The 21,030-nt window shown below is 71.3% G+C and carries 23 protein-coding genes; 16 read left to right on the top strand and 7 right to left on the bottom strand.

The window, feature by feature from the left end; translation table 11 throughout:
- Positions 1–5 precede the first annotated feature (5 nt).
- From Q0L15_RS06045 to Q0L15_RS06030, 4 genes are read left to right on the top strand one after another with little or no spacing between them, the layout of a single operon-like run.
- Positions 6–806: an NAD(P)-dependent oxidoreductase gene (locus Q0L15_RS06045; RefSeq protein WP_296602970.1), complete on the top strand. Its 801-nt coding sequence runs from the start codon at positions 6–8 to the stop codon at positions 804–806.
- Between the two features lie 44 nt (positions 807–850).
- Positions 851–1,267, top strand: coding sequence for a MerR family transcriptional regulator (locus Q0L15_RS06040; RefSeq protein ID WP_296602968.1), 417 nt, complete (start codon positions 851–853; stop codon positions 1,265–1,267).
- Between the two features lie 8 nt (positions 1,268–1,275).
- Positions 1,276–2,280, top strand: coding sequence for an aldo/keto reductase (locus tag Q0L15_RS06035; RefSeq protein WP_296602967.1), 1,005 nt, complete (start codon positions 1,276–1,278; stop codon positions 2,278–2,280).
- 59 nt (positions 2,281–2,339) lie between these two features.
- Positions 2,340–2,789, top strand: coding sequence for a VOC family protein (locus Q0L15_RS06030; protein WP_296602965.1), 450 nt, complete (start codon positions 2,340–2,342; stop codon positions 2,787–2,789).
- Here the strand turns inward: Q0L15_RS06030 and Q0L15_RS06025 are convergent.
- Positions 2,738–3,217 (bottom strand): SRPBCC family protein, encoded by a 480-nt coding sequence (locus Q0L15_RS06025; protein WP_296602963.1) that lies wholly within the window; start codon positions 3,215–3,217, stop codon positions 2,738–2,740. The two genes, Q0L15_RS06030 and Q0L15_RS06025, sit on opposite strands and share 52 nt — an antisense overlap.
- Before the next feature lie 18 nt (positions 3,218–3,235).
- Between Q0L15_RS06025 and Q0L15_RS06020 the strand changes: the two genes are divergently transcribed.
- Positions 3,236–4,915, top strand: coding sequence for a phospho-sugar mutase (locus Q0L15_RS06020; RefSeq protein WP_296602961.1), 1,680 nt, complete (start codon positions 3,236–3,238; stop codon positions 4,913–4,915).
- A 4-nt stretch (positions 4,916–4,919) separates the two neighbouring features.
- On the opposite strand, the gene Q0L15_RS06015 is transcribed toward Q0L15_RS06020, so the two are convergent.
- A complete protein-coding gene (locus Q0L15_RS06015) occupies positions 4,920–5,519 on the bottom strand; it encodes a hypothetical protein (RefSeq protein ID WP_296602959.1) in 600 nt (199 codons plus the stop codon).
- 26 nt (positions 5,520–5,545) lie between these two features.
- On the opposite strand from Q0L15_RS06015, the gene deoC reads away from it, so the two are divergent.
- From deoC to Q0L15_RS05990, 5 genes are read left to right on the top strand one after another with little or no spacing between them, the layout of a single operon-like run.
- Complete coding sequence (gene deoC, locus Q0L15_RS06010; RefSeq protein WP_296602956.1) at positions 5,546–6,508, top strand: deoxyribose-phosphate aldolase; 963 nt, start codon at positions 5,546–5,548, stop codon at positions 6,506–6,508.
- 5 nt (positions 6,509–6,513) lie between these two features.
- Complete coding sequence (locus Q0L15_RS06005; RefSeq protein WP_296602954.1) at positions 6,514–7,941, top strand: aldehyde dehydrogenase family protein; 1,428 nt, start codon at positions 6,514–6,516, stop codon at positions 7,939–7,941.
- The gene (locus Q0L15_RS06000; protein ID WP_296602952.1) at positions 7,938–8,807 is read left to right on the top strand and encodes an aldehyde dehydrogenase family protein; all 870 of its coding nucleotides are present in this window, start codon (positions 7,938–7,940) and stop codon (positions 8,805–8,807) included. The genes Q0L15_RS06005 and Q0L15_RS06000 overlap by 4 nt, the downstream gene beginning before the upstream one ends.
- A gap of 7 nt (positions 8,808–8,814) precedes the next feature.
- Positions 8,815–9,435: an ATP-binding protein gene (locus Q0L15_RS05995; RefSeq protein ID WP_296602950.1), complete on the top strand. Its 621-nt coding sequence runs from the start codon at positions 8,815–8,817 to the stop codon at positions 9,433–9,435.
- A 24-nt stretch (positions 9,436–9,459) separates the two neighbouring features.
- The gene (locus Q0L15_RS05990) at positions 9,460–10,008 is read left to right on the top strand and encodes a hypothetical protein (protein ID WP_296602948.1); all 549 of its coding nucleotides are present in this window, start codon (positions 9,460–9,462) and stop codon (positions 10,006–10,008) included.
- Positions 10,009–10,023: 15 nt separating this feature from the next.
- Here Q0L15_RS05990 and Q0L15_RS05985 read toward each other — a convergent pair whose 3' ends face one another.
- Positions 10,024–10,497, bottom strand: a complete 474-nt coding sequence (locus tag Q0L15_RS05985; protein ID WP_296602947.1) for a DUF3592 domain-containing protein — start codon at positions 10,495–10,497, stop codon at positions 10,024–10,026.
- Positions 10,494–11,603, bottom strand: coding sequence for an adenosine deaminase (locus tag Q0L15_RS05980; RefSeq protein ID WP_296602946.1), 1,110 nt, complete (start codon positions 11,601–11,603; stop codon positions 10,494–10,496). Before Q0L15_RS05980 ends, Q0L15_RS05985 begins: the two co-directional genes overlap by 4 nt.
- Before the next feature lie 66 nt (positions 11,604–11,669).
- Here Q0L15_RS05980 and Q0L15_RS05975 point away from each other — a divergent pair, with 66 nt between their 5' ends.
- Positions 11,670–12,122 (top strand): MaoC family dehydratase, encoded by a 453-nt coding sequence (locus tag Q0L15_RS05975; protein WP_296602945.1) that lies wholly within the window; start codon positions 11,670–11,672, stop codon positions 12,120–12,122.
- 17 nt (positions 12,123–12,139) lie between these two features.
- On the opposite strand, the gene Q0L15_RS05970 is transcribed toward Q0L15_RS05975, so the two are convergent.
- Together Q0L15_RS05970 and Q0L15_RS05965 are read right to left on the bottom strand one after the other, a co-directional pair.
- Entirely contained in the window at positions 12,140–13,426 is a 1,287-nt protein-coding gene (locus tag Q0L15_RS05970) for a thymidine phosphorylase (RefSeq protein ID WP_296602944.1), read from the bottom strand.
- Positions 13,427–13,513: 87 nt separating this feature from the next.
- Complete coding sequence (locus Q0L15_RS05965) at positions 13,514–13,903, bottom strand: cytidine deaminase (RefSeq protein ID WP_296602987.1); 390 nt, start codon at positions 13,901–13,903, stop codon at positions 13,514–13,516.
- Positions 13,904–14,061: 158 nt separating this feature from the next.
- Between Q0L15_RS05965 and Q0L15_RS05960 the strand changes: the two genes are divergently transcribed.
- The 4 genes from Q0L15_RS05960 (at position 14,062) to Q0L15_RS05945 (ending at position 19,314) form a co-directional block, all read left to right on the top strand.
- On the top strand, positions 14,062–15,186 hold the full coding sequence (locus Q0L15_RS05960; RefSeq protein ID WP_296602943.1) for a BMP family ABC transporter substrate-binding protein: 1,125 nt from the start codon (positions 14,062–14,064) through the stop codon (positions 15,184–15,186).
- Between the two features lie 98 nt (positions 15,187–15,284).
- Positions 15,285–16,799 carry an ABC transporter ATP-binding protein gene (locus Q0L15_RS05955; protein ID WP_296602941.1) on the top strand — a complete coding sequence of 505 codons (1,515 nt, stop codon included), beginning with the start codon at positions 15,285–15,287 and terminating at the stop codon, positions 16,797–16,799.
- Positions 16,796–18,034: an ABC transporter permease gene (locus Q0L15_RS05950; RefSeq protein WP_296602940.1), complete on the top strand. Its 1,239-nt coding sequence runs from the start codon at positions 16,796–16,798 to the stop codon at positions 18,032–18,034. Before Q0L15_RS05955 ends, Q0L15_RS05950 begins: the two co-directional genes overlap by 4 nt.
- Complete coding sequence (locus Q0L15_RS05945; RefSeq protein WP_296602939.1) at positions 18,031–19,314, top strand: ABC transporter permease; 1,284 nt, start codon at positions 18,031–18,033, stop codon at positions 19,312–19,314. Before Q0L15_RS05950 ends, Q0L15_RS05945 begins: the two co-directional genes overlap by 4 nt.
- 21 nt (positions 19,315–19,335) lie before the next feature.
- Here the strand turns inward: Q0L15_RS05945 and Q0L15_RS05940 are convergent, their stop codons facing one another.
- Positions 19,336–20,541 carry an amidohydrolase gene (locus tag Q0L15_RS05940; protein WP_296602937.1) on the bottom strand — a complete coding sequence of 402 codons (1,206 nt, stop codon included), beginning with the start codon at positions 20,539–20,541 and terminating at the stop codon, positions 19,336–19,338.
- A gap of 148 nt (positions 20,542–20,689) precedes the next feature.
- On the opposite strand from Q0L15_RS05940, the gene Q0L15_RS05935 reads away from it, so the two are divergent.
- A complete protein-coding gene (locus Q0L15_RS05935) occupies positions 20,690–21,025 on the top strand; it encodes a hypothetical protein (protein ID WP_296602935.1) in 336 nt (111 codons plus the stop codon).
- Positions 21,026–21,030: the final 5 nt, after the last annotated feature.

Raw genomic sequence — 21,030 nt, 5'->3', positions numbered from 1 at the left:
GCCGGGTGAAGGTACTCGTCACCGGCGCCGCCGGGAGCATCGGCCAGGTCGTCACGGTCGGGCTCGCCGACCGCGGCCACACCGTCGTGGGGCTCGACCTGGTCCCCCAGCCCGACGGCGGCGACGGCCCCTGGTACACCGTCGACGCGACCGACGCCGACGCGGTCGCCGCGGTCTTCGAGGAGGAGACACTGGACGCCGTCGTGCACCTCGCGGGCCACCCCGACGAGGGCAGCCTCCCGGACTCGCTCACCTCACACGTCGTCACGACCGCAGCCCTGCTCGACGCGATGGTCGAGCACGACGTGCGCCGCATCGTCTACGCCTCCTCCAACCATGCGGTCGGCCGCACGCCGCGCTCGGACCTGGTGGGCGTCGACGTGCGCCCCCGACCCGACACCTTCTACGGAGTCGCGAAGGTGGCCGCCGAGGCCGTGCTGAGCCTGTACGCCGACCGGCACGACGTCGACGCGGTCGCCTGCCGGATCGGCTCGTTCCTCGACCGGCCCGAGACCGTGCGGCACCTGTCCACCTGGCTCTCCCACGACGACTGCGTGCGCATGGTCGACGCGGCGCTCACGGCGACCGCGCCCGGCTTCGCCGTGCTCTACGGCATCTCCGCCAACACGCGTGCGTGGTGGGACCTCGAGGCAGGGCGGGCCCTGGGTTACGAGCCGCAGGACGACGCCGAGGCATTCGCCGACGCGATCGTGCCGCGGCCCGAGGACGATGCCGAGGGCGCCCACGTCGGCGGCCCGTTCGCCACCGGCGGGTTCGAGCGACCGGCACTCGACCGCTCGTCCTGAGGCTGCCTTGACCTGGAGTGCACTCCAGGGTCGAGACTGATCCGGTGAGCTACTCGATCGCGGAGGCTGCCGCCGCCACCGACCTGACGCCCGACACGCTGCGCTACTACGAGCGCGACGGGCTGATGCTCGCCCCGGTGAGCCGGTCGGCGACCGGACACCGTCGCTATTCCGACGGCGACCTCACCTGGATCCAGCTCCTCACCTGCCTGCGCGGCACCGGCATGCCGATCCGCGACGTGCGTCAGTACGCCGAGCTCGTACGCGCCGGCGCGGGCAACGAGCAGGCCCGCCTCGACCTGCTGCGCGCCCACCGCGCCCACGTGCTCGCCCAGCTCGCCGAGGTCCAGGAGCACCTCGGCGCGATCGACCGCAAGATCGGGATCTACACCGACAAGATCGAGGCCGACACGATCGGCACCGACCGCGGCCTTGACCTGGAGCGCACTCCAACCGCTTGAGTGGGGGCATGACTCTCCAGAAGCGCACTCTCGGCACCGGCTCCTCGCTCACCGTCTCCGAGCTCGGCCTCGGCTGCATGGGCATGTCGGAGTTCTACGGCCGCGGCGACGAGGGCGAGGCGATCGCGACGATCCACCGTGCCCTCGACCTCGGTGTCACCTTCCTCGACACCGCCGACATGTACGGCCCCTTCACCAACGAGCAGCTGGTCGGCAAGGCGATCGCCGGCCGCCGCGACGAGATCCAGCTCGCCACGAAGTTCGGCAACGAGCGTCTCCCCGACGGCACCCGCGTCGGCATCAACGGCAAGCCCGAGTACGTCCGCGCCGCCTGCGACGCCTCGCTCCAGCGGCTCGGCGTGGACCACATCGACCTCTACTACCAGCACCGCGTGGACAAGACCGTCCCGATCGAGGAGACCGTGGGCGCGATGGCCGAGCTCGTCGAGGCCGGCAAGGTCCGCCACCTCGGGCTCTCCGAGGCCTCGGCGACCACGATCCGGCGCGCGCACGCCGTGCACCCGATCACCGCGCTGCAGTCCGAGTACTCCCTGTTCACCCGCGACCTCGAGGACGAGATCCTCCCCGTGCTGCGCGAGCTCGGCATCGGGCTGGTCCCCTACTCCCCCCTCGGCCGCGGCATCCTGACCGGCGCGATCACCTCCGAGTCCTCGCTGGACGAGGACGACTCGCGACGCTCGGCGTACTTCCCCCGCCTCAACGGCGAGGGCCTGCGCGCCAACCTGCAGCTCGTCGACCGGGTCCGCGCGATCGCCGAGCAGAAGGGGTGCACGCCCGGCCAGCTCGCGCTCGCCTGGGTGCTGGCCCAGGGCGACGACGAGCTCGGCGTCGCACCGATCCCCGGCACCAAGCGGGTGAAGTACCTCGAGGAGAACGTCGGCGCCGCCGCGGTCGAGCTCACCCACGCCGACCTCGCCGCGCTCGACGAGGCGGTCCCGCGCGACGCCGTCGTCGGCGACCGGTACGGCGACATGAGCTCGATCGACGCCTGATCCCGGGCCCGATCACGAGCCGCGCCGCGTTGTCGGCGGGCGGGCCTACGGTGGCGTCCATGGTGACCTGGCAGCTCACGATCGACGCCAACGACCCCGCCCGCCTCGCGCGGTTCTGGGCCCCGTTCCTCCGCTACGAGATGCAGCCACCGCCGCACGGCCACGGCTCGTGGAAGGAGTGGTACCGCTCCGTCGGCGTGCCCCAGGACGAGCTCGACCAGATGGCCGACGACGACTGCGACCGCATCCACGACCCGGCGGGCGAGGGTCCGCCGATCTGGTTCCAGATCGTGCCCGAGGCCAAGGCCGGCAAGAACCGTCTCCACCTCGACCTCTTCCCCACCGGCCGCGACCGCTCGCTGCCGATCGAGGAGCGCCGCCGGCTCGTCGACGCACTGGTCGAGCGGGCCGTCGCCGCCGGCGCGAGCATCGACCACGCCAACGAAGGTGAGGACTACTACGGCGTGGTCATGCACGACCCCGAGGGCAACGAGTTCTGCATCGCCTGAGCGGTGGCGCGGGCGGTGAGCCCGGCGACGCAGCCGGCCATCATCCGGTGGTGGTTCCAGCGCAGCACGGGGCTCGCGACGTACGCCGCCAGGCCGAGGAGACCGCCGACGCCGACGCGCTGATCGAGGTCGAGGCGGGTGCCGCCGTCGGTGGGCGTGAGCTCGAAGCCCACGGTGCCGTGGAGGTCGCCCGACACCTCGACCTCGAGGCGCGAGGCGGAGCGGTCGGCCGCGTGCAGCACCAGGTCGAGCGTGTAGGGCAGCACCGAGCGGCACAGCACCCGCGCGTCGTCCGGGCCGAGGGACGCGACGGCCACGACCTGGGGCCACCACCGCGGATAGTGCTCCAGGTCGACGAGCACGTCGTGGACGACGGCAGGCGGTGCCGGGACGTGCCACCGACCACCGAAGACGAAGGAGCGACTCACCCTCGTATCGTGCCCTCTATGACGTCCGCCGATGTGCACCCCGAAGTGAGCGCCCTGCTCGAGACCGCCCGCGCCTGGGCGGCCCAGGACCCCGACGACCAGACCCGCGCGGAGCTCGAGGCGGTGATCGCGGACGTCGAGGCCGGCGGTGACGCCACCGACCTGCGCGACCGCTTCGACGGGACCCTGGAGTTCGGCACCGCCGGGCTGCGCGGCGCGCTGGGCGCGGGCTCCAACCGGATGAACCGGATCGTCGTGACCCGCGCCGCGGCGGGCCTCGCGGCGTACCTGATCGAGAAGGCCCTGCACGACCCGGGCGCCGGGCGTGGCGCGGTCGTGATCGGCTACGACGCGCGCCACAACTCCGACGTGTTCGCGCGCGACACGGCCGAGGTGATGACCGGAGCGGGGCTCACGGCCTACCTCCTACCCCGCCCGCTGCCGACCCCGCTGCTCGCGTTCGCGATCCGCGAGCTCGGCTGTGTCGCGGGCGTCATGGTGACCGCGAGCCACAACCCGCCGCAGGACAACGGCTACAAGGTCTACCTCGGAGACGGCAGCCAGATCGTTCCTCCGGCCGACGCCGAGATCGCGGCGCGCATCGCCGCGGTCGGCCCGCTCGCCGGCGTGCCGCGCGGTGGTGCCGGCACCACGCTCGACGAGGAGATCGTCGACCGCTACCTCGACACGATCGCCGGGCTGGCCGAGGACGGGCCCCGCGACCTCTCGATCGTCTACACCCCGCTGCACGGCGTCGGCGGCACCACCGTCCAGCGCGTGCTGGAGGCGGCCGGCTTCTCCGAGCCGGCGGTCGTCGAGCAGCAGGAGCAACCCGACCCCGACTTCCCGACCGTGGCCTTCCCCAACCCCGAGGAGCCGGGGGCGATGGACCTCGCGATGGCGCTCGCCGAGGCGCGCCGGGCCGACCTCGTGGTGGCCAACGACCCCGACGCCGACCGCTGTGCGGCGGCGGTGCCCGGCCCCCAGGGCTGGCGGATGCTGCGTGGTGACGAGGTGGGCGCGCTCCTGGCGCACGGGCTGCTGAGCCGCGGCAAGCAGGGCACCTACGCGACGAGCATCGTGTCCTCGAGCCTGCTCGGCAAGATGGCCGCCGCCGCGGGCCAGCCGTACGCCGAGACCCTGACCGGCTTCAAGTGGATCGGCCGCGTGGAGGGCCTGGCCTTCGGCTACGAGGAGGCGCTGGGCTACTGCGTCGACCCCGAGCACGTGAAGGACAAGGACGGCGTCTCAGCGCTGCTGCTGCTCTGCGAGCTCGCCGCTGCCGCCAAGGCCGAGGGCCGCACGCTCGTCGACCTGCTCGACGACATCGCGGTCGAGCACGGGCTGCACGCCACCGACCAGCTCTCGGTCCGGGTCTCCGACCTCGGCGAGATCGCGGCCGCGATGGCCCGGCTGCGTGCCACTCCGCCGACCGAGCTCGGCGGGCTCGCAGTCGAGCGCGTCGACGACCTCAGCCTCGGCGGGCCGGACCTGCCGCCGACCGAGGGGCTGCGCTACCACCTCGCCGACGGTGCGCGGGTCGTCGTGCGCCCGAGCGGCACGGAGCCGAAGCTGAAGTGCTACCTCGAGGTCGTGGTGCCGGTCGACAGCGAGGGTGGCGTCGACGCCGCTCGCATCGTCGCGGCCGGTCGCCTCGACGCGGTGCGCGACGGCATCAAGGCCGCAGCCGGGATCTAGGCATCTAGAGGACGATCGCGACCACGAGCGCGACGGACAGGGCGAGCACGGCCGCGATCTCGGGCCAGGCCCACGTGCGGCGTACGCGCTCGTCGGTGGCGCCGTGCAGCTCACGGTGCTCGGCGGCGAGGTGGGTGATCCGCTCCTCCACGAACATCGGATAGCTGGTGGCCGCCGTCTCGGGTGTCTTGTCGCGCGCCCGCCTCGACCGCAGCGTCTGGCGTGCGGTGTAGGCGACGACCGGAGAGGCGTAGCGCTTGCCGCCGACCGAGACCGCGAGCACCTGCCCGACGACGACCTTCGTGATCGCGCCGAGCGGGAGGTGGTCGGTGTGGAGCAAGTTGCGCATGACCAGGTGGTCGCGCGTGGCCCACAGCGCCGGCCGCAGGAGCGCGACCCACACGAGCACCCCTCCGAGGACCGCGGCGATCGCGACCACCGGGGCGTGCTCGCCGCTCCACGATCGCACCGCGAGCACCAGGATGATCGCCGCGGCGGCCAGTCCGACGTAGCCGCTGACCCGGCCGTTGGTCGCGTGGAACCGCTGGACGACGTCCTGGGCGGCCGGGTCGGTCATCGCGATGCTCTCTCGGTTGTGGTCCATGGCGCGGTCAACCCTATGCTGGGCCGGTGAGCAGCACTCCCACGATCCTCGAGGACGTCACCGGATCGGAGGCCTCGCTCCGGCGGTTCCTCCACGGTCTGCCAGGGGTCGACCAGGTCGGCGCGGAGGCCCGGGCCGCCGGGCTCGCGACGCGGTCGATCAAGACCTCGGCCAAGGAGTTCGCGCTCGACCTGGCGATCCGGATGGTCGACCTGACCACCCTGGAGGGCCAGGACACCCCCGGCAAGGTGCGCGCGCTCTCGGCCAAGGCGATCCGGCCCGACCCCGCCGACCCGACCTGCCCGTCGACCGCCGCGGTGTGCGTCTACCCCGACATGGTGGCCGTCGCCAAGGAGACCCTCGGCACCAGCGGTGTCCACGTCGCGGCCGTGGCGACGGCCTTCCCGAGCGGCCGCGCGGCCCTCGACATCAAGCTGGCCGACGTACGCGACGCCGTGGAGGCCGGCGCCGACGAGATCGACATGGTCATCGACCGTGGCGCCTTCCTCGCCGGCCGCTACCAGCACGTCTTCGACGAGATCGTCGCCGTCCGCGACGCCTGCCGCCGGCAGGACGGCGAGGACGCCCACCTCAAGGTGATCTTCGAGACCGGCGAGCTGCAGACCTACGACAACGTCCGCCGCGCGAGCTGGCTGGCGATGATGGCCGGCGCGCACTTCATCAAGACCTCGACCGGCAAGGTCCAGCCCGCGGCGACGCTCCCGGTGACATTGGTGATGCTGCAGGCCGTGCGCGACTACCGCGCGATGACCGGCCAGATGGTCGGCGTGAAGCCCGCCGGCGGCATCCGCACCGCCAAGGACGCGATCAAGTACCTCGTGATGGTCAACGAGGTCGCCGGCGACGACTGGCTCGACCCGGACTGGTTCCGTTTCGGCGCCTCCACCCTGCTCAACGACCTGCTCATGCAACGCACCAAGATGAAGACCGGCCGCTACTCCGGTCCCGACTACTTCACGCTGGACTGATACCCATGCCTTTTGAGTACGCCCCGGCCCTCGAGTCCCGCGCGATCGTCGACATCAAGCCGTCGTACGGCCTGTTCGTCGACGGCCAGTTCGTCGAGGGTCACGGCACGCCGTTCAAGACGATCAGCCCCGCGACCGAGGAGGTCCTCGCCGAGGTCGCCGAGGCCGACGAGGCCGACATCGACGCCGCGGTCAAGGTCGCTCGCCGCGCCTACGACCGCGTCTGGTCGCGGATGCCCGGTCGCGAGCGCGCCAAGTACCTCTATCGGATCGCGCGGATCATCCAGGAGCGCAGCCGCGAGCTCGCGGTGCTGGAGTCCCTCGACAACGGCAAGCCGATCAAGGAGTCGCGCGACGTCGACGTCCCGACGGTCGCCGCGCACTTCTTCTACTACGCCGGCTGGGCCGACAAGCTCGAGTACGCCGGTCGTGGAGACGACCCGCAGCCCCTGGGCGTCGCGGCTCAGGTGATCCCGTGGAACTTCCCGCTGCTGATGCTGGCGTGGAAGGTCGCGCCCGCGCTGGCCTGCGGCAACACCGTCGTGCTCAAGCCGGCCGAGACGACGCCGCTGACCGCGCTGCTGTTCGCGGAGATCTGCCAGCAGGCCGACCTCCCGCCGGGCGTGGTCAACATCGTCACCGGCGCCGGTGCGACCGGTCAGGCCCTCGTGGGTCACCCGGGCGTCGACAAGGTCGCGTTCACCGGGTCGACCGAGGTCGGCAAGGCCATCGCGCGCTCGGTGGCCGGCACGCACAAGCGCGTCACTCTCGAGCTCGGCGGCAAGGCCGCCAACATCGTGTTCGACGACGCGCCGATCGACCAGGCCGTCGAGGGCATCGTCGACGGCATCTTCTTCAACCAGGGCCACGTCTGCTGCGCGGGCTCCCGGCTGCTGGTGCAGGAGAGCATCGTCGACGACCTGCTCGAGCGGCTCAAGTCGCGGATGTCGACGCTGCGCATGGGCGACCCGCTCGACAAGAACACCGACATCGGCGCGATCAACTCCGGCGAGCAGCTCAAGCGCATCCGCGAGCTCTCCGAGGTCGGCGACGCCGAGGGCGCCGAGCGTTGGGAGGTCGCCTGCGACCTGCCCACCAAGGGCTTCTGGTTCCCCCCGACCCTGTTCACCGGCGTCTCGCAGGCCCACCGCATCGCGCGCGAGGAGATCTTCGGCCCGGTGCTCTCGGTGCTCACCTTCCGCACGCCCGCCGAGGCGCTCGAGAAGGCCAACAACACGCCGTACGGCCTCTCGGCCGGGGTGTGGACCGACAAGGGCTCGCTGATCCTCAAGATGGCCAGCTCGCTGCGCGCCGGCGTGGTCTGGGCCAACACGTTCAACAAGTTCGACCCGACCAGCCCGTTCGGTGGCTACAAGGAGTCGGGCTACGGCCGCGAGGGTGGCCGCCACGGTCTGGAGGCATACCTCAAGTGAGCCGCATCGACGTCCGCAAGACCTACAAGCTCTACATCGGGGGCGCGTTCCCCCGGTCGGAGTCGAGCTACACCTACGAGGTCCTCGACAGCAAGGGGAAGTTCGTGGCCAACGCCGCTCTCGCCTCCCGCAAGGACGCGCGCGACGCCGTGGGCGCGGCCCGCAAGGCGTTCGGTGGCTGGTCGAGCCGCACGGCGTACAACCGTGCGCAGATCATCTACCGCATCGCCGAGGTCATGGAGGACCGCCGCCCGCAGTTCGTGCAGGCGGTCAGCCAGTCCGAGGGCCTCTCGGCTGCCAAGGCCGGTGGGGTCGTCGACGAGGCCATCGACCGTCTGGTCTGGTACGCCGGGTGGGCCGACAAGATCACCCAGGTCGTCGGCAACGCCAACCCGGTCGCCGGGCCGTTCTTCAACCTCTCGACGCCTGAGCCGACCGGCGTGGTCGCGGTGCTCGCGCCGCAGGACTCCTCGTTGCTCGGGCTGGTGAGCGTGGTCGCTCCGGTGATCGTCACCGGCAACACGACGGTGGTCGTGTCCTCCTACGAGCGGCCGCTGCCGGCGGTGACGTTCGCCGAGGTGCTGGCGACCTCCGACGTGCCCGGTGGCGTGGTCAACATCCTGACCGGGTCGGCCGCGACGGTGGGCCCCTGGCTGGCCGCGCACATGGACGTCAATGCCATCGACCTGACCGGGATCGCCGGTGACGCCGGGCTCGCCGCCGACCTCGAGGTCGCCGCGGCCGACAACCTCAAGCGCGTACGCCGCGCGCCGGCCGCCGAGCCCGACTGGCTGCTGGACCCGGGTCTCGAGCCGATGACGGCGTTCCTCGAGACCAAGACCGTCTGGCACCCGATCGGGGTATGACCTGCCCGTGCTTGCACGTGTGATCGTCCTGGCCGGACCCTCGGGAGCGGGCAAGTCCCGTCTCGCCGAGCGCATCGGTCTCCCCGTCCTGCGACTGGACGACTTCTACAAGAACGGCGACGACCCGACGCTCCCCCGCATCACCGAGGGAGCCAACGCCGGGCTCGTCGACTGGGACGATCCGCGGTCGTGGTGGCTCGAGGACGCGCTCGCCGCGCTCGACACGCTGTGCCGTCAGGGCAGCGCCGAGGTGCCCGTCTACGACATCGCCCGGGACGGCCGCTGCGGGGTGCACACCCTCGACCTGCACGGGTCCGACCTGTTCGTCGCCGAGGGGATCTTCGCCCAGGAGGTCGTGCCGCACGTCGGCGAGACCGGCCAGCTGGCGGCGGCGTACTGCGTGCGCCAGCACCCGCTGGTGACGTTCTGGCGCCGGCTGACCCGCGACCTGCGCGAGCACCGCAAGCCGCCGCGGGTGCTCGTGCGCCGCGGCCTGGCCCTCATGCACGCCCAGCGCCGCGTGGTCGCCCACGCGGTCTCCCGGGGCTGTGCCCCGGTGACTCCCGACCAGGGGTACGCCGCGGTCACCGCGCTGGCCCGCCGGAGCGCGGTGGGCGAGGACCGATGAGCGAGGACCGATGAGCGAGGGCCGATGAGCGAGGACTGGCCGGAGCGGGTCTTCCGCGAGCGCCTCACGCAGCCCGACCGGGTCTCGTGCGGCGCCACGGTGCTCGTCGTCTCGCAGATGATCCTCGACCACTCCTACGGCGAGTACATCGGCGCCGCTCCGTCGGTGCCCGATCGGTTCCGCGAGGAGGTCCTCGCGATGCACCGGCGGGTGACGGCGACCGTCGACCGCGGTCACCTCCAGCTGCCCTGGCCGCGCTCGCTCGGCACGCCCCCGTGGGCGGTGGCCCGCCAGCTCGGCGAGCGGGAGGTCCGCTGGATCCGCACCGCCGCGGGACCCGGCTACGACGCGGTCGTCGCCGCCACCCGGCGCCGACAGCCCGTGCCGGTCTACATCGGCAGCCGGTGGCTGCCCCGCCACGTCGTCCTCGCGCTGGGCGAGCACGACGGCGCGCTGCGGTTCTACGAGCCGGCGCGCGGTCGGCTCATGGACGTCTCCCGCGCGGAGTTCGCCAGCGGCCGGGTCGGGCTCGCCGGGTGGGACCACGCCTGGTGGGCGATCCTGCCCGACTGACGGGTCGCGTCCGGGTCAGCTCGTCCAGACGACGAGCACCAGGACCAGCCAGGCGGCCGGGGTCGCCAGCGCCACCGCGAGGGTCAGCCACGCCAGCAGGAACGACGTACGTCCCGCACCCTCGACGGTGCGCTCGGTCGCGACCAGGTCGACGCGTGCGGGATGCTCGGGGTCGTAGGCCACGGTCACCCGGTCCCCGACCCGCGGCGGCGGGTACGGCGCGTCGGTGAGCGTCTCCGCCTCGACCGGTGCCCCGCCCTCCGGGGCGAACCGCACCCGGAGGAAGTAGCGGGTGTCGGGCGAGGACCCCAGGCCGACGTCCTTGACCTCGAGGCCGACGACCTCGGCCTGCGTCTCGACGGCCCGCTCCCGGAAGCCCTCGGCGATCCGGCGCTGCCGCACGCCCCGCGCGAACAGCACCGCCGCGACGACCAGCAGCACCGCCCCGGACCCGAGGAGCAGCACGGACGGGAGCGGGTGGATGCTCACTCCAGCTCGTCTCGCAGCGCGCGGTACTCGGGCTTGATCAGGTCGTTGATCAGGGCCAGCCGCTCGTCGAAGGGCAGGAACGCCGACTTCATCGCGTTGATCGTGAACCACTCGAGGTCGCGCAGCCCGTAGCCGAACGCCTCGACCAGCGACCACATCTCGTGGGTGACCGACGTGCGGCTCATCAGCCGGTTGTCGGTGTTGACCGTGACCCGGAAGCCGAGCCGCTTCAGCAGGCCGATCGGGTGCTCGGCGATCGAGGGCGCGGCGCCGGTCTGCACGTTCGACCAGGGACACATCTCCAGCGGGATGCGCTTGTCGCGCACGTACGCCGCCAGCCGACCGAGGGTCACGTCGCCGTCGGGGCCGACCGTGATGTCGTCGATGATCCGCACGCCGTGGCCGAGCCGGTCGGCACCGCACCACTGGATGGCCTGCCAGATCGAGGGCAGTCCGAAGCCCTCCCCCGCGTGGATGGTGAAGTGGGCGTTCTCGCGCTGGAGGTACTCGAACGCGTCGAGGTGGCGGGTGGGAGGGTAGCCGGCCTCGGCGCCCGCGATGTCGAAGCCCGCGACGCCCCGGTCGCGCCACGCGATCGCGAGGTGGGCGATCTCCATCGAGCGCGCCATGTGGCGCATCGCCGTGAGCAGCTGGCGCACGACGATCCGGCCGCCGGCCGCCTCGACACCCTGGTCGAACCCCTCCTGCACGGCCGCGACGACCTCGTCCAGGCTGAGGCCCTGGGTCAGGTGCTGCTCGGGGGCGTAGCGGACCTCGGCGTACACGACCCCGTCGGCGACCAGGTCCTCGACGCACTCGCGGGCCACGCGGGTCAGCGCCGACGCGGTCTGCATCACCGCGACGGTGTGGTCGAAGGTCTCGAGGTAGCGCTCCAGCGTGCCGGAGTCGGCGGCCTCGGCGAACCAGCGGCCGAGCGACTCGGCGGACATGTCGCCCTCGACCTCGGGCAGCTGGTGGCCGACCTCGGCGGCCAGCTCGATGATCGACTGCGGGCGCAGGCCCCCGTCGAGGTGGTCGTGCAGCAGCGCCTTGGGCGCCCGACGCACCTGGTCGAGGGTCGGGGTCGGGTTCGGGGACGCGGTCATGGCGCGATCCTTTCACCAACCGGGCGCGGTGCGCGCACCGAACGGCCGACCGGTAGGTTTCGCGCCATGCGCGTCTTCACGACCCTGGACGAGGTCGCCGCCGCGAGCGGCGAGGAGCTCGGGACCTCCGAGTGGCTCACGATCGAGCAGGACCGGGTCGACCGGTTCGCCGACGCCACCGGTGACCACCAGTGGATCCACGTCGACCCCGAGCGGGCCGCCACCGGCCCGTTCGGCGGCACGATCGCCCACGGCTACCTCACGCTGTCGCTGGTGCCGTTCCTCGGCAGCGAGGTGTTCGCGCTCGAGACCCCCGGCGCCAAGCTGAACTACGGCGTCAACAAGGTCCGGTTCCCCCACCCGGTGCTGGTCGGCAAGCGGGTCCGCGCCCACGTCACGCTCGCCGACGTGGCCGACCTCCCGGCCGGCAAGCAGCTCACGCTGCGCTACACGATCGAGATCGAGGGCGAGTCCAAGCCCGCCTGCGTCGCCGAGACCGTCGTCCTGCTCCTCCCCTGACCCGCGTCGACGCCGAGTCAGCTGATGCGGTCGATGACGAGGGGCGCGGGGGTGTACGACGAGGCGTCGGCCGCGATGTCGTAGCCGCCCTCGAGCGAGGCCAGCGCGCGCTCGAAGCGGTGCTCGTCGTCGGTCAGCAGCGTGAACAGCGGCTGGCCCGCGGTGACCTCGTCGCCCGGGCGGGCGTGCCAGACGACGCCGGCGCCGGCCTGCACCGGGTCCTCCTTGCGGGCCCGGCCGGCGCCGAGACGCCACGCGGCCAGGCCGACGGCCATCGCGTCGAGCCGGGTCAGCACGCCGGAGGCCGGCGCCGTCACGACGTGGCTCTCGCGGGCCACCGGCAGCTCGGCGTCGGGGTCGCCGTCCTGAGCCCGGATCATCGCCTTCCACGCGTCCATCGCGGACCCGTCGGCGAGCTTCTCGGCCGGGTCGATGTCGCTGCGTCCGGCGCCGGCCAGCATCTCCCGGGCCAGGGCGAGGGTCAGCTCCACCACGTCGGCCGGTCCGCCCCCGGCGAGGACCTCCACCGACTCGGCCACCTCGATGGCGTTGCCCGCGGTCAGCCCCAGCGGCGTGGACATGTCGGTGAGCAGCGCGACGGTGTGCACGCCGGCGTCCTTGCCGAGGGCGACCATCGTCGAGGCGAGCTCGCGCGCGGCGTCGACGTGCTTCATGAACGCACCGGTGCCGACCTTCACGTCGAGCACGAGCGAGCCCGTGCCCTCGGCGATCTTCTTCGACATGATCGAGGACGCGATGAGCGGGATCGCCTCGACGGTCCCGGTCACGTCGCGCAGGGCGTAGAGCTTCTTGTCGGCGGGAGCGAGCCCGTCGCCGGCGGCGCAGATCACCGCGCCGACCGACTCCAGCTGCTCGAGCATCTCGTCGTTGCTGAGCGCGGCGCGCCAGCCGGGGATGGACTCGAGCTTGTCCAGCGTGCCGCCGGTGTGGCCCAGACCGCGCCCGGAGAGCTGCGGGACCGCGACGCCGCACGCAGCGACCAGCGGCGCCAACGGCAGCGTGATCTTGTCACCGACACCGCCGGTGGAGTGCTTGTCGGCCGTCGGGCGCGAGAGGCCGGAGAAGTCCATGCGCTCGCCGGAGGCGATCATCGCTGCGGTCCAGCGCGCGATCTCGCGGCGCTCCATGCCGTTGAGCAGGATCGCCATGGCGAGCGCGGACATCTGCTCGTCGGCGACCACGCCTCGGGTGTAGGCGTCGACCACCCAGTCGATCTGGCTGTCGCTCAGCGCGTGCTTGTCGCGCTTGGCCGAGATCACCTCGACGGCGTCGTGCTCGGACATTCCACTCCCCTCGGGGTCGGTGCGACGCGCGGGGGCGCGTCAGTGCTGCAGCGCGGTGCTGCAGGCCCATGCTGTCAGGGTCGCAGGTCAGTGCTGCAGGTCGGCCGGGCCGAAGGCCTGCGGCAGGACCTCGTCGATGCTGCGCAGCCCCTCGGGCGTGAGCAGCTGCAGGTCGCGCGTGCCGTTCTCGGAGAGCAGCTGGCGGCAACGTCCGCACGGCATGATCACCTCGCGCTCCCCGTTGACGCACACGAAGTGCGTCAGGTGGCCCCCACCGGTGAGGTGGAGCTGGGAGACTAGCCCGCACTCGGCGCACAGCGTCACGCCGTACCCCGCGTTCTCGACGTTGCAGCCGGCCACGAGCCGGCCGTCCTCGGCGAGCGCGGCGGCCCCGACGCGATACCCGGAATAGGGGGCATAGGCCCGCTCCATCGCGTCCCCGGCCGCCTCGCGGAGCTGGTCCCAGTCGACGGCCACAGCGTCAGTGCTCAAGTGAGAAGGACCTCCGGCCGGAAGTGATGGGACCAACAGCACAACATGGTAACCGTTGGGTGGATCAGCCGACATCGACCGTCGTCTTCGGTACCGTGCGGAGCGTCGCCTCGCAACCGTCGAGGCCATGACTGGAGGCAGTAGTGAACAACTTGAGGAAGGCTGTCAGCGGCAGCGTCGCCGCGCTCCTCGCGGCTTCGATCCTGACGGCTTGTGGCTCCGAGCCCGAGGAGAAGGCTGGGAACGAGCCGAGCACCGGCACCGAGACCTCGGAGACGACCGAGGCCATCGACTTCCTGCCCTGCATCGTCTCCGACGCGGGCGGCTTCGACGACAAGTCCTTCAACCAGCTCAGCTACGAAGGCGCCAAGCAGGCCGCCGACGAGCTCGGGGTGGAACTGAAGGCCGTCGAGTCCAACAGCGAGAACGACTACGCGCCGAACCTGGAGAGCCTGGTCGCCGAGGGCTGCAACGCCATCGTGACCGTCGGCTTCGCCCTCTCCGCGGCCACCGTCGAGTCCGCCAAGGCGAACCCCGACATCATCTACATCCTCATCGACGACGCGGCGGACAACGACTTCAACGGTGAGAAGGACGCCGAGAACGTCAAGCCGCTGCTCTACGACACCGCGCAGGCCGCGTTCCTCGCCGGCTACGCCGCTGCCGACTACACCAAGACCGGTGTCGTGGGCACCTACGGCGGCCAGCCGTACCCGACCGTCACGATCTTCATGGACGGCTTCAAGCAGGGCGCCGAGTACTACTCCAAGGAGAAGGGCAAGGACGTCAAGGTCGTCGGCTTCGAGGGCGGCGACAAGGGTGTGTTCACCGGTGGCTTCGAGGCCAACGAGAAGGCCACCAACACCGCGACCCAGCTGCTCGACCAGGACGTCGACGTGATCCTGCCGGTCGGCGGCCCGATCTACCAGGGCGCGCTCACGGCGATCGACTCCACGGGCAAGGACGTCGCGCTGGTGGGTGTCGACGCTGACTTCTTCGAGACCGACCCGAACACCCAGGACGTGGTGCTCACCTCGATCCTGAAGAACATGAAGGTCTCGACCTACGAGGCCATCATGGCGGCCAGCAAGGGCACCAGCGGGTTCGACTTCTCGCCGTACATCGGCACGCTCGAGAACGGTGGCGTCGGCATCGCGCCGTTCCACAACTTCGAGAGCAAGGTGTCCGAGAGCCTGCCCGGCGAGCTCGACACGGTGAAGGCGGGCATCATCGACGGTTCGATCAAGGTCGACTCCTACCTGAAGTAGTCCCTGGTCGTTGCCAGCCCAAGCACAGGGGGAGGTCGGGCTCGTCCCGGCCTCCCCTGCGTGCTCCCTGGCCCCCGTCGATATCTAGGATCCCCACCATGCAGCTTGTCCTCCGTGGCATCACCAAACGCTTCGGGAGCCTGGTCGCCAACGACCGCATCTCCCTCACCGTCGAGTCAGGCGAGATCCACTGCCTCCTCGGCGAGAACGGCGCCGGCAAGTCGACCCTGATGAACGTGCTCTACGGCCTCTACCAGGCCGACGAGGGCGAGATCGAGCTCGACGGCGTCGTCCAGCACTTCACCGGCCCCGGCGACGCGATGGCCGCGGGCATCGGCATGGTGCACCAGCACTTCATGCTGATCCCGGTCTTCACCGTCGCCGAGAACGTCATGCTCGGCAACGAGAGCACCGGCTTCGCCGGCTCCCTCGACACCCAGGCCGCCAAGGAGCGGGTCCGGGAGATCTCCGAGCGCTTCGGCTTCGACGTCAACCCCGACGCTGTCGTCGAGGACATCCCGGTCGGGGTCCAGCAGCGCGTCGAGATCATCAAGGCGCTCTCCCGCGACGCCGAGGTGCTCATCTTCGATGAGCCGACCGCGGTGCTGACCCCGCAGGAGACCGACGAGCTGATGGAGATCATGCGCCAGCTCAAGGCTGCCGGGAAGGCGATCGTCTTCATCACCCACAAGCTGCGCGAGGTGCGCGAGGTCGCCGACAAGATCACGGTGATCCGGCTGGGCAAGGTGGTGGGCGAAGCCGATCCCAACGCCACCAACGCCGAGCTCGCCGCCATGATGGTCGGCCGCCCGGTGGAGCTGACCGTCCAGAAGGGCGAGCCCCAGCTCGGCGAGGACGCTCTGGTGGTCGAGGGCCTCACCGTCCACGACGACCTCGGGCGCATCCACGTCGACGACGTGAGCTTCACGATCAGGCGCGGCGAGATCCTTGCGGTCGCCGGTGTCCAGGGCAACGGCCAGACCGAGCTGACCGAGGCCCTGCTGGGCCTGCAGGACCACGTCCGCGGCTCCATCCGGCTCGACGGTGCCGAGCTCGTGGGCCGCAACGTGCGGCAGATCCTCGAGGCCGGCGTCGGGTTCATCCCCGAGGACCGCACGACCGACGGCCTGGTCGGCGGCTTCACGATCGCCGAGAACCTGATGCTCAACCGCAGCCACAGCGAGCCCTTCGTCAGCCACGGGTCGTTGCGGCTCGACCAGCTCCACGAGTTCGCCAACGACAAGCTCAAGGAGTACGACGTGCGTGCCCCGGGCATCAGCACGCTCGCCAGCCAGCTGTCCGGCGGCAACCAGCAGAAGCTCGTGGTCGCCCGCGAGCTCTCCCGCGACCTGCGCCTGCTGGTCGCCGCACAACCGACCCGCGGCGTCGACGTCGGGTCGATCGAGTTCATCCACAAGCAGATCGTGGCCGGCCGGGATGCCGGCGTCCCCGTGCTCGTCGTCTCCTCGGAGCTCGACGAGGTCGTCGCGCTCGCGGACCGGATCATGGTCCTCTACCGCGGCCGCGTCGTGGGCGTCGTCCCCAGCGACACTCCCCGTGAGGTGCTCGGCCTGATGATGACCGGCGAGCGTCCGGAAGGGGCCGTTGCATGAGCACCGACGAGACCGACAAGGGCACGACCCAGACCGAGGAGCCGGTCGCGGCCCCGGAGAGGTCCGAGGACGACCACCGCTGGAACGACGTGCTCCGCGAGATCGCCTCCGGGCGCACGACGACGGCAGTGCTCTCGGTGTTCCTCGCGGTCGTCTTCGGCTCCTTGCTGATCGCCGCCACCGACGAGTCCGTCCGCGACGCGTCGAAGTACTTCTTCGCCGCACCCGGTGACTTCTTCAGCGCTGCGTGGGACGCGATCTGGGGCGCCTACACCGCGCTGTTCCGCGGCTCGATCTGGAACACCAACGGCACCGACTTCCAGACGAACATCCGGCCCCTCACCGAGACCTGCAAGTTCGCGGCTCCGCTGATCGCGGCCGGCCTCGGCGTCGGTCTGGCGTTCCGCGCCGCGATGTTCAACATCGGCGGCCGCGGCCAGATGCTGATGGCGGGAGCCGGGGCCGGCTGGGTGGGCTACCAGTTCGACCTGCCTGCGCCCCTCCACCTCACGCTGGCGATCCTGGTCGGCATGGCGGCCGGCGCGGTGTGGGGCGGCCTGGCGGGATTCCTCAAGGCCCGCACCGGCGCGCACGAGGTGATCTTGACGATCATGCTCAACTACGTCGCGTTCTACCTGCTGTTCTACGCGCTGTCCGAGCAGAGCCTCCTGCAGGCTCCGGGCTCGTTGAACCCGAAGTCGCTGCCGATGAAGGAGTCGGCGACCATGCCGAAGCTCCTCGGTGACCGGTTCAACCTCCACCTGGGCTTCCTCCTCGCGCTCGTCGCGGTGGCGGTCGTCTGGTGGATCCTGAACCGCTCGGCCCTCGGCTTCCGGATCCGGGCGGTCGGCCTCAACCCGAACGCCGCGCGGGCCGCCGGCATCAACGTGGGGCGCACCTACACCACGGTGATGCTGATCGCGGGAGCGCTGGTCGGCCTCGCCGGGGCCAACCAGGTGCTCGGCACGGTCACCAGCGGCATCGGTGTCGACCTCGACGCCGGCATCGGCTTCGACGCGATCACGGTCGCGTTGCTGGGCCGGTCCCGTCCGCTGGGCATCCTCGGCGCCGGGCTGCTCTTCGGCGCCTTCAAGGCCGGTGGCTTCGCCATGCAGGCCTCCCAGAACATCCCGGTCGACATCGTGCTGGTCGTGCAGTCGTTGATCGTGTTGTTCATCGCGGCTCCGCCGCTGATCCAGGCGATCTTCCGGCTGCCCGCCAAGGAGGCGAAGTGAGCACCGACGTGACCATGCCGACCGACCAGACCCCGATCGCCGGAGTCACGACGATCGTCGACCGCAAGCCGGCCGTCATCTTCGGGCTGGCCACCCTCGGCCTCGCCCTGATCCTGCTGTTCACGGACACGTCGGGTGACACCACGTTCCGGCTCGCGACGGCCGACGACTGGGCCGAGCTGCCCGAGGTGACCGTCCCGGCGGCCGCGACCGCGTGGCTGCTGACGGTCGTGTGTGCCCTGTGCACCGCCGCCTCGGCAGCCCTGCTGCTCAAGGAGCGCCGCACCCCGATGTGGCTGGTGGTCATCTTCGCGATCTCGTGGATGCTCGGGTTCCTGACCTGGGCCGCAGCCGGTGCCACGCTGCCCATGATCGGCCTCCTCGCCGGGTCGCTGGCGCTCGCCGTGCCGCTGGTCTTCGGTGCGCTCGGCGGCGTGCTCGGCGAACGGGCCGGCGTCGTCAACATCGCGATCGACGGGCAGCTGCTCGCCGGCGCGTTCGCCGCGGCGCTGGTCGGTTCCATGACCGGCACCACCTGGTTCGGCCTGCTGGCCGCCATGGCCGCCGGCATGCTGGTCGCGCTCCTGCTCGGCCTGTTCGCGATCAGCTACTTCGTCGACCAGGTCATCGTCGGCGTGGTGCTCAACGTGCTGATCATCGGCCTGACGAGCTTCATGTTCAGCCAGGTGCTCGCCCCGAACGCCGAGTCGCTCAACAACCCGCCGCGGTTCGACAAGATCGACATCCCGGTGCTCGGTGGCATCCCGCTGATCGGCCCGATCCTGTTCCGCCAGACCGTCGTCGTCTACATCCTGTACGTCGTCGTGGCGCTGGTGACCTGGGCGCTCTACCGCACCCGGTGGGGCCTGCGGGTCCGCGCCGTCGGCGAGCACCCGACCGCGGCCGACACCGTCGGCATCAAGGTCAACCGCACGCGCTACCGCACGATCATCCTCGCCGGCGCGATCGCCGGCATGGGTGGGGCGTTCTACACCTTGGTGTCGGTGCCGCAGTTCAACCGGGAGATGACCGGCGGCGCGGGCTACATCGCGCTGGCGGCGGTCATCTTCGGCAAGTGGGACCCGATCCGCGCGACCCTGGCCGCCCTGCTGTTCGGGTTCGCGTCCAACCTGCAGGGTGTGCTCTCGGTGATCGGGTCGCCGGTGCCGAGCCAGTTCATGCTGATGCTGCCCTACGTCGTCACGATCTTCGCCGTCGCCGGCCTGGTCGGGAGGTCGCGGGCACCCGCGGCGGACGGCGTGCCCTACATCAAGGGCTGAGGCCCGACTCGGGATCCAGGCTCAGTCGGTGCTGGCGAGCGCGGCGGTCGCCGCGCTCGCCAGCACCTTGGCTCCGATGCCGACCGCGCGGTCGTCGACGCGCAGGTTGCCCTGGTGGAGGTCGTAGGTCGGCCCGCCCGGCGTCCGGGTGCCGAGCCGGCCCATCGCGCCGCGCACCCGGTCGAGGTACCAGCCGAAGTCCTCGCCGCCCAGGCTCTGCTGGGTGGGCACGTGCCCGGCGGGGCCGAGCACCCGCTCGACCGCCCGACCGAGCAGCACGATGGAGTCGAGGTCGTTGACCACCGGCGGCACGCCGCGCTGGTAGTCGACCTGCGCGTGGACGCCGTACGGCGCGACGATCTGCTCGACCAGGAGGGGCACCAGCTTCTCGGCCTCGGACCACGCGATGGCGTCGAGCATCCGGACCGTGCCGCCGACCCGACCGGTCGACGGGATGACGTTGTGGGCCGACCCCGCCCGCACGATGCCCCACACGACGCTCACGCCCGAGCGCGGGTCGAGCCGTCGCGACAGGATGGCCGGCAGCTCGGTCACGACCTTGCCGAGGGCGTAGGTCAGGTCCTCGGTCAGGTGCGGACGGGAGGTGTGGCCACCCGATCCGGTGAGGGTCACCGTGAGGTGGTCGGCGGCGCCGGTGATCGGGCCCTCGCGCAGGCCCACCTGACCGACGTCGAGGGTGGGGTCGCAGTGCAGGCCGAAGAGCTGGTCGACGCCGTCGAGGGCGCCCAGCTCGATCAACGTGAGCGCTCCCCCGGGCATCACCTCCTCGGCGGGCTGGAACAGCAGCCGCACCCGGCCCGGGAGCCGACCCTGCTCGTGCAACCGGCTGATCGCGGTCGCCGCGCCGACCAGGGCGGAGGTGTGCACGTCGTGGCCGCACGCGTGGGTCACGCCCTCGACGGTGCTGGCCCACGGGTCACCCGTCAGGTCGGGCACCGGCAGCGCGTCGAGGTCGGCGCGCAGGGCCACGATCGGACCGTCCTCGCCGATGTCGGCGACCAGGCCGCTGCGCTCCAGCTCCGTCACCCTCCAGCCGTCCTTCCTCAGCCGCGCCGCGACCAGGGCGGTGGTGCGCAGCTCGCGCCAGGACAGCTCCGGGTGCGCGTGCAGGTCGCGCCGCAGGGCGATGAGCTCGTCGCCGACGTCGTCGACTGCGGACTCGATGAGCTGGTCGACGGCGGAGAGGTGGGGTGCTGGCTCGGACATCGAGTCGAGGTTAGTTCACCGCGGGTTCACCGTGCTCCGCCGCCGTGACCGCGACGGCGGCGTACGCCGGTTTGGGGCGGCTGTCGTCGGGGTATGCAGCCGGGGAGCCGTCGCTACGACGGCGTCGACCCTGCCTGAAGGAGACCCGATGGCCGACGAGGTGAAGATGGAGCCGGCGGCTGCGCTGCCGTTCATCGACCGGTTCAACAGCGTGCGGGACGCGCTGACGACCGCCTCCTCGACCGTGTTGAGCCAGGCGAGCAAGATCGAGTCCGCCTGTGGGGAGTTCTCCGGCTCGGTCTCCCCCGGCGCCGACGCCTACCAGATCTCGTGGCGCGAGTCGCTGCGCGTCGCCGGCACCTCCGCCGGCGTGATCGCCGGCAACATCAACACCTTCACGATCGAGATCACCCGGCTCGACAACGAGCTCTCCCCCGTGCCCGACATCGGCCCCCGTCCACCTGGCCGCCCCGGCCCCATCTGAGGAAC

The sequence above is a fragment of the Nocardioides sp. genome, from assembly GCF_024509035.1.
Taxonomy (GTDB): domain Bacteria; phylum Actinomycetota; class Actinomycetes; order Propionibacteriales; family Nocardioidaceae; genus Nocardioides.
This window is presented reverse-complemented; position numbering and strand designations above follow the sequence as displayed.

What these genes read in the sequence shown, in the direction of transcription:
- Q0L15_RS05975 (WP_296602945.1), top strand. Translation starts at nt 11,670, where the DNA reads ATGCGCGTCTTCACGACCCTGGACGAGGTCGCCGCCGCGAGCGGCGAG.
- Q0L15_RS06035 (WP_296602967.1), top strand. Translation starts at nt 1,276, where the DNA reads ATGACTCTCCAGAAGCGCACTCTCGGCACCGGCTCCTCGCTCACCGTC.
- Q0L15_RS06005 (WP_296602954.1), top strand. Translation starts at nt 6,514, where the DNA reads ATGCCTTTTGAGTACGCCCCGGCCCTCGAGTCCCGCGCGATCGTCGAC.
- Q0L15_RS05955 (WP_296602941.1), top strand. Translation starts at nt 15,285, where the DNA reads ATGCAGCTTGTCCTCCGTGGCATCACCAAACGCTTCGGGAGCCTGGTC.
- Q0L15_RS06015 (WP_296602959.1), bottom strand. Translation starts at nt 5,519, where the DNA reads ATGGACCACAACCGAGAGAGCATCGCGATGACCGACCCGGCCGCCCAG.
- Q0L15_RS05950 (WP_296602940.1), top strand. Translation starts at nt 16,796, where the DNA reads ATGAGCACCGACGAGACCGACAAGGGCACGACCCAGACCGAGGAGCCG.
- Q0L15_RS05935 (WP_296602935.1), top strand. Translation starts at nt 20,690, where the DNA reads ATGGCCGACGAGGTGAAGATGGAGCCGGCGGCTGCGCTGCCGTTCATC.
- Q0L15_RS06030 (WP_296602965.1), top strand. Translation starts at nt 2,340, where the DNA reads ATGGTGACCTGGCAGCTCACGATCGACGCCAACGACCCCGCCCGCCTC.
- Q0L15_RS05990 (WP_296602948.1), top strand. Translation starts at nt 9,460, where the DNA reads ATGAGCGAGGACTGGCCGGAGCGGGTCTTCCGCGAGCGCCTCACGCAG.
- Q0L15_RS06020 (WP_296602961.1), top strand. Translation starts at nt 3,236, where the DNA reads ATGACGTCCGCCGATGTGCACCCCGAAGTGAGCGCCCTGCTCGAGACC.
- Q0L15_RS05980 (WP_296602946.1), bottom strand. Translation starts at nt 11,603, where the DNA reads ATGACCGCGTCCCCGAACCCGACCCCGACCCTCGACCAGGTGCGTCGG.
- Q0L15_RS05970 (WP_296602944.1), bottom strand. Translation starts at nt 13,426, where the DNA reads ATGTCCGAGCACGACGCCGTCGAGGTGATCTCGGCCAAGCGCGACAAG.
- Q0L15_RS05940 (WP_296602937.1), bottom strand. Translation starts at nt 20,541, where the DNA reads ATGTCCGAGCCAGCACCCCACCTCTCCGCCGTCGACCAGCTCATCGAG.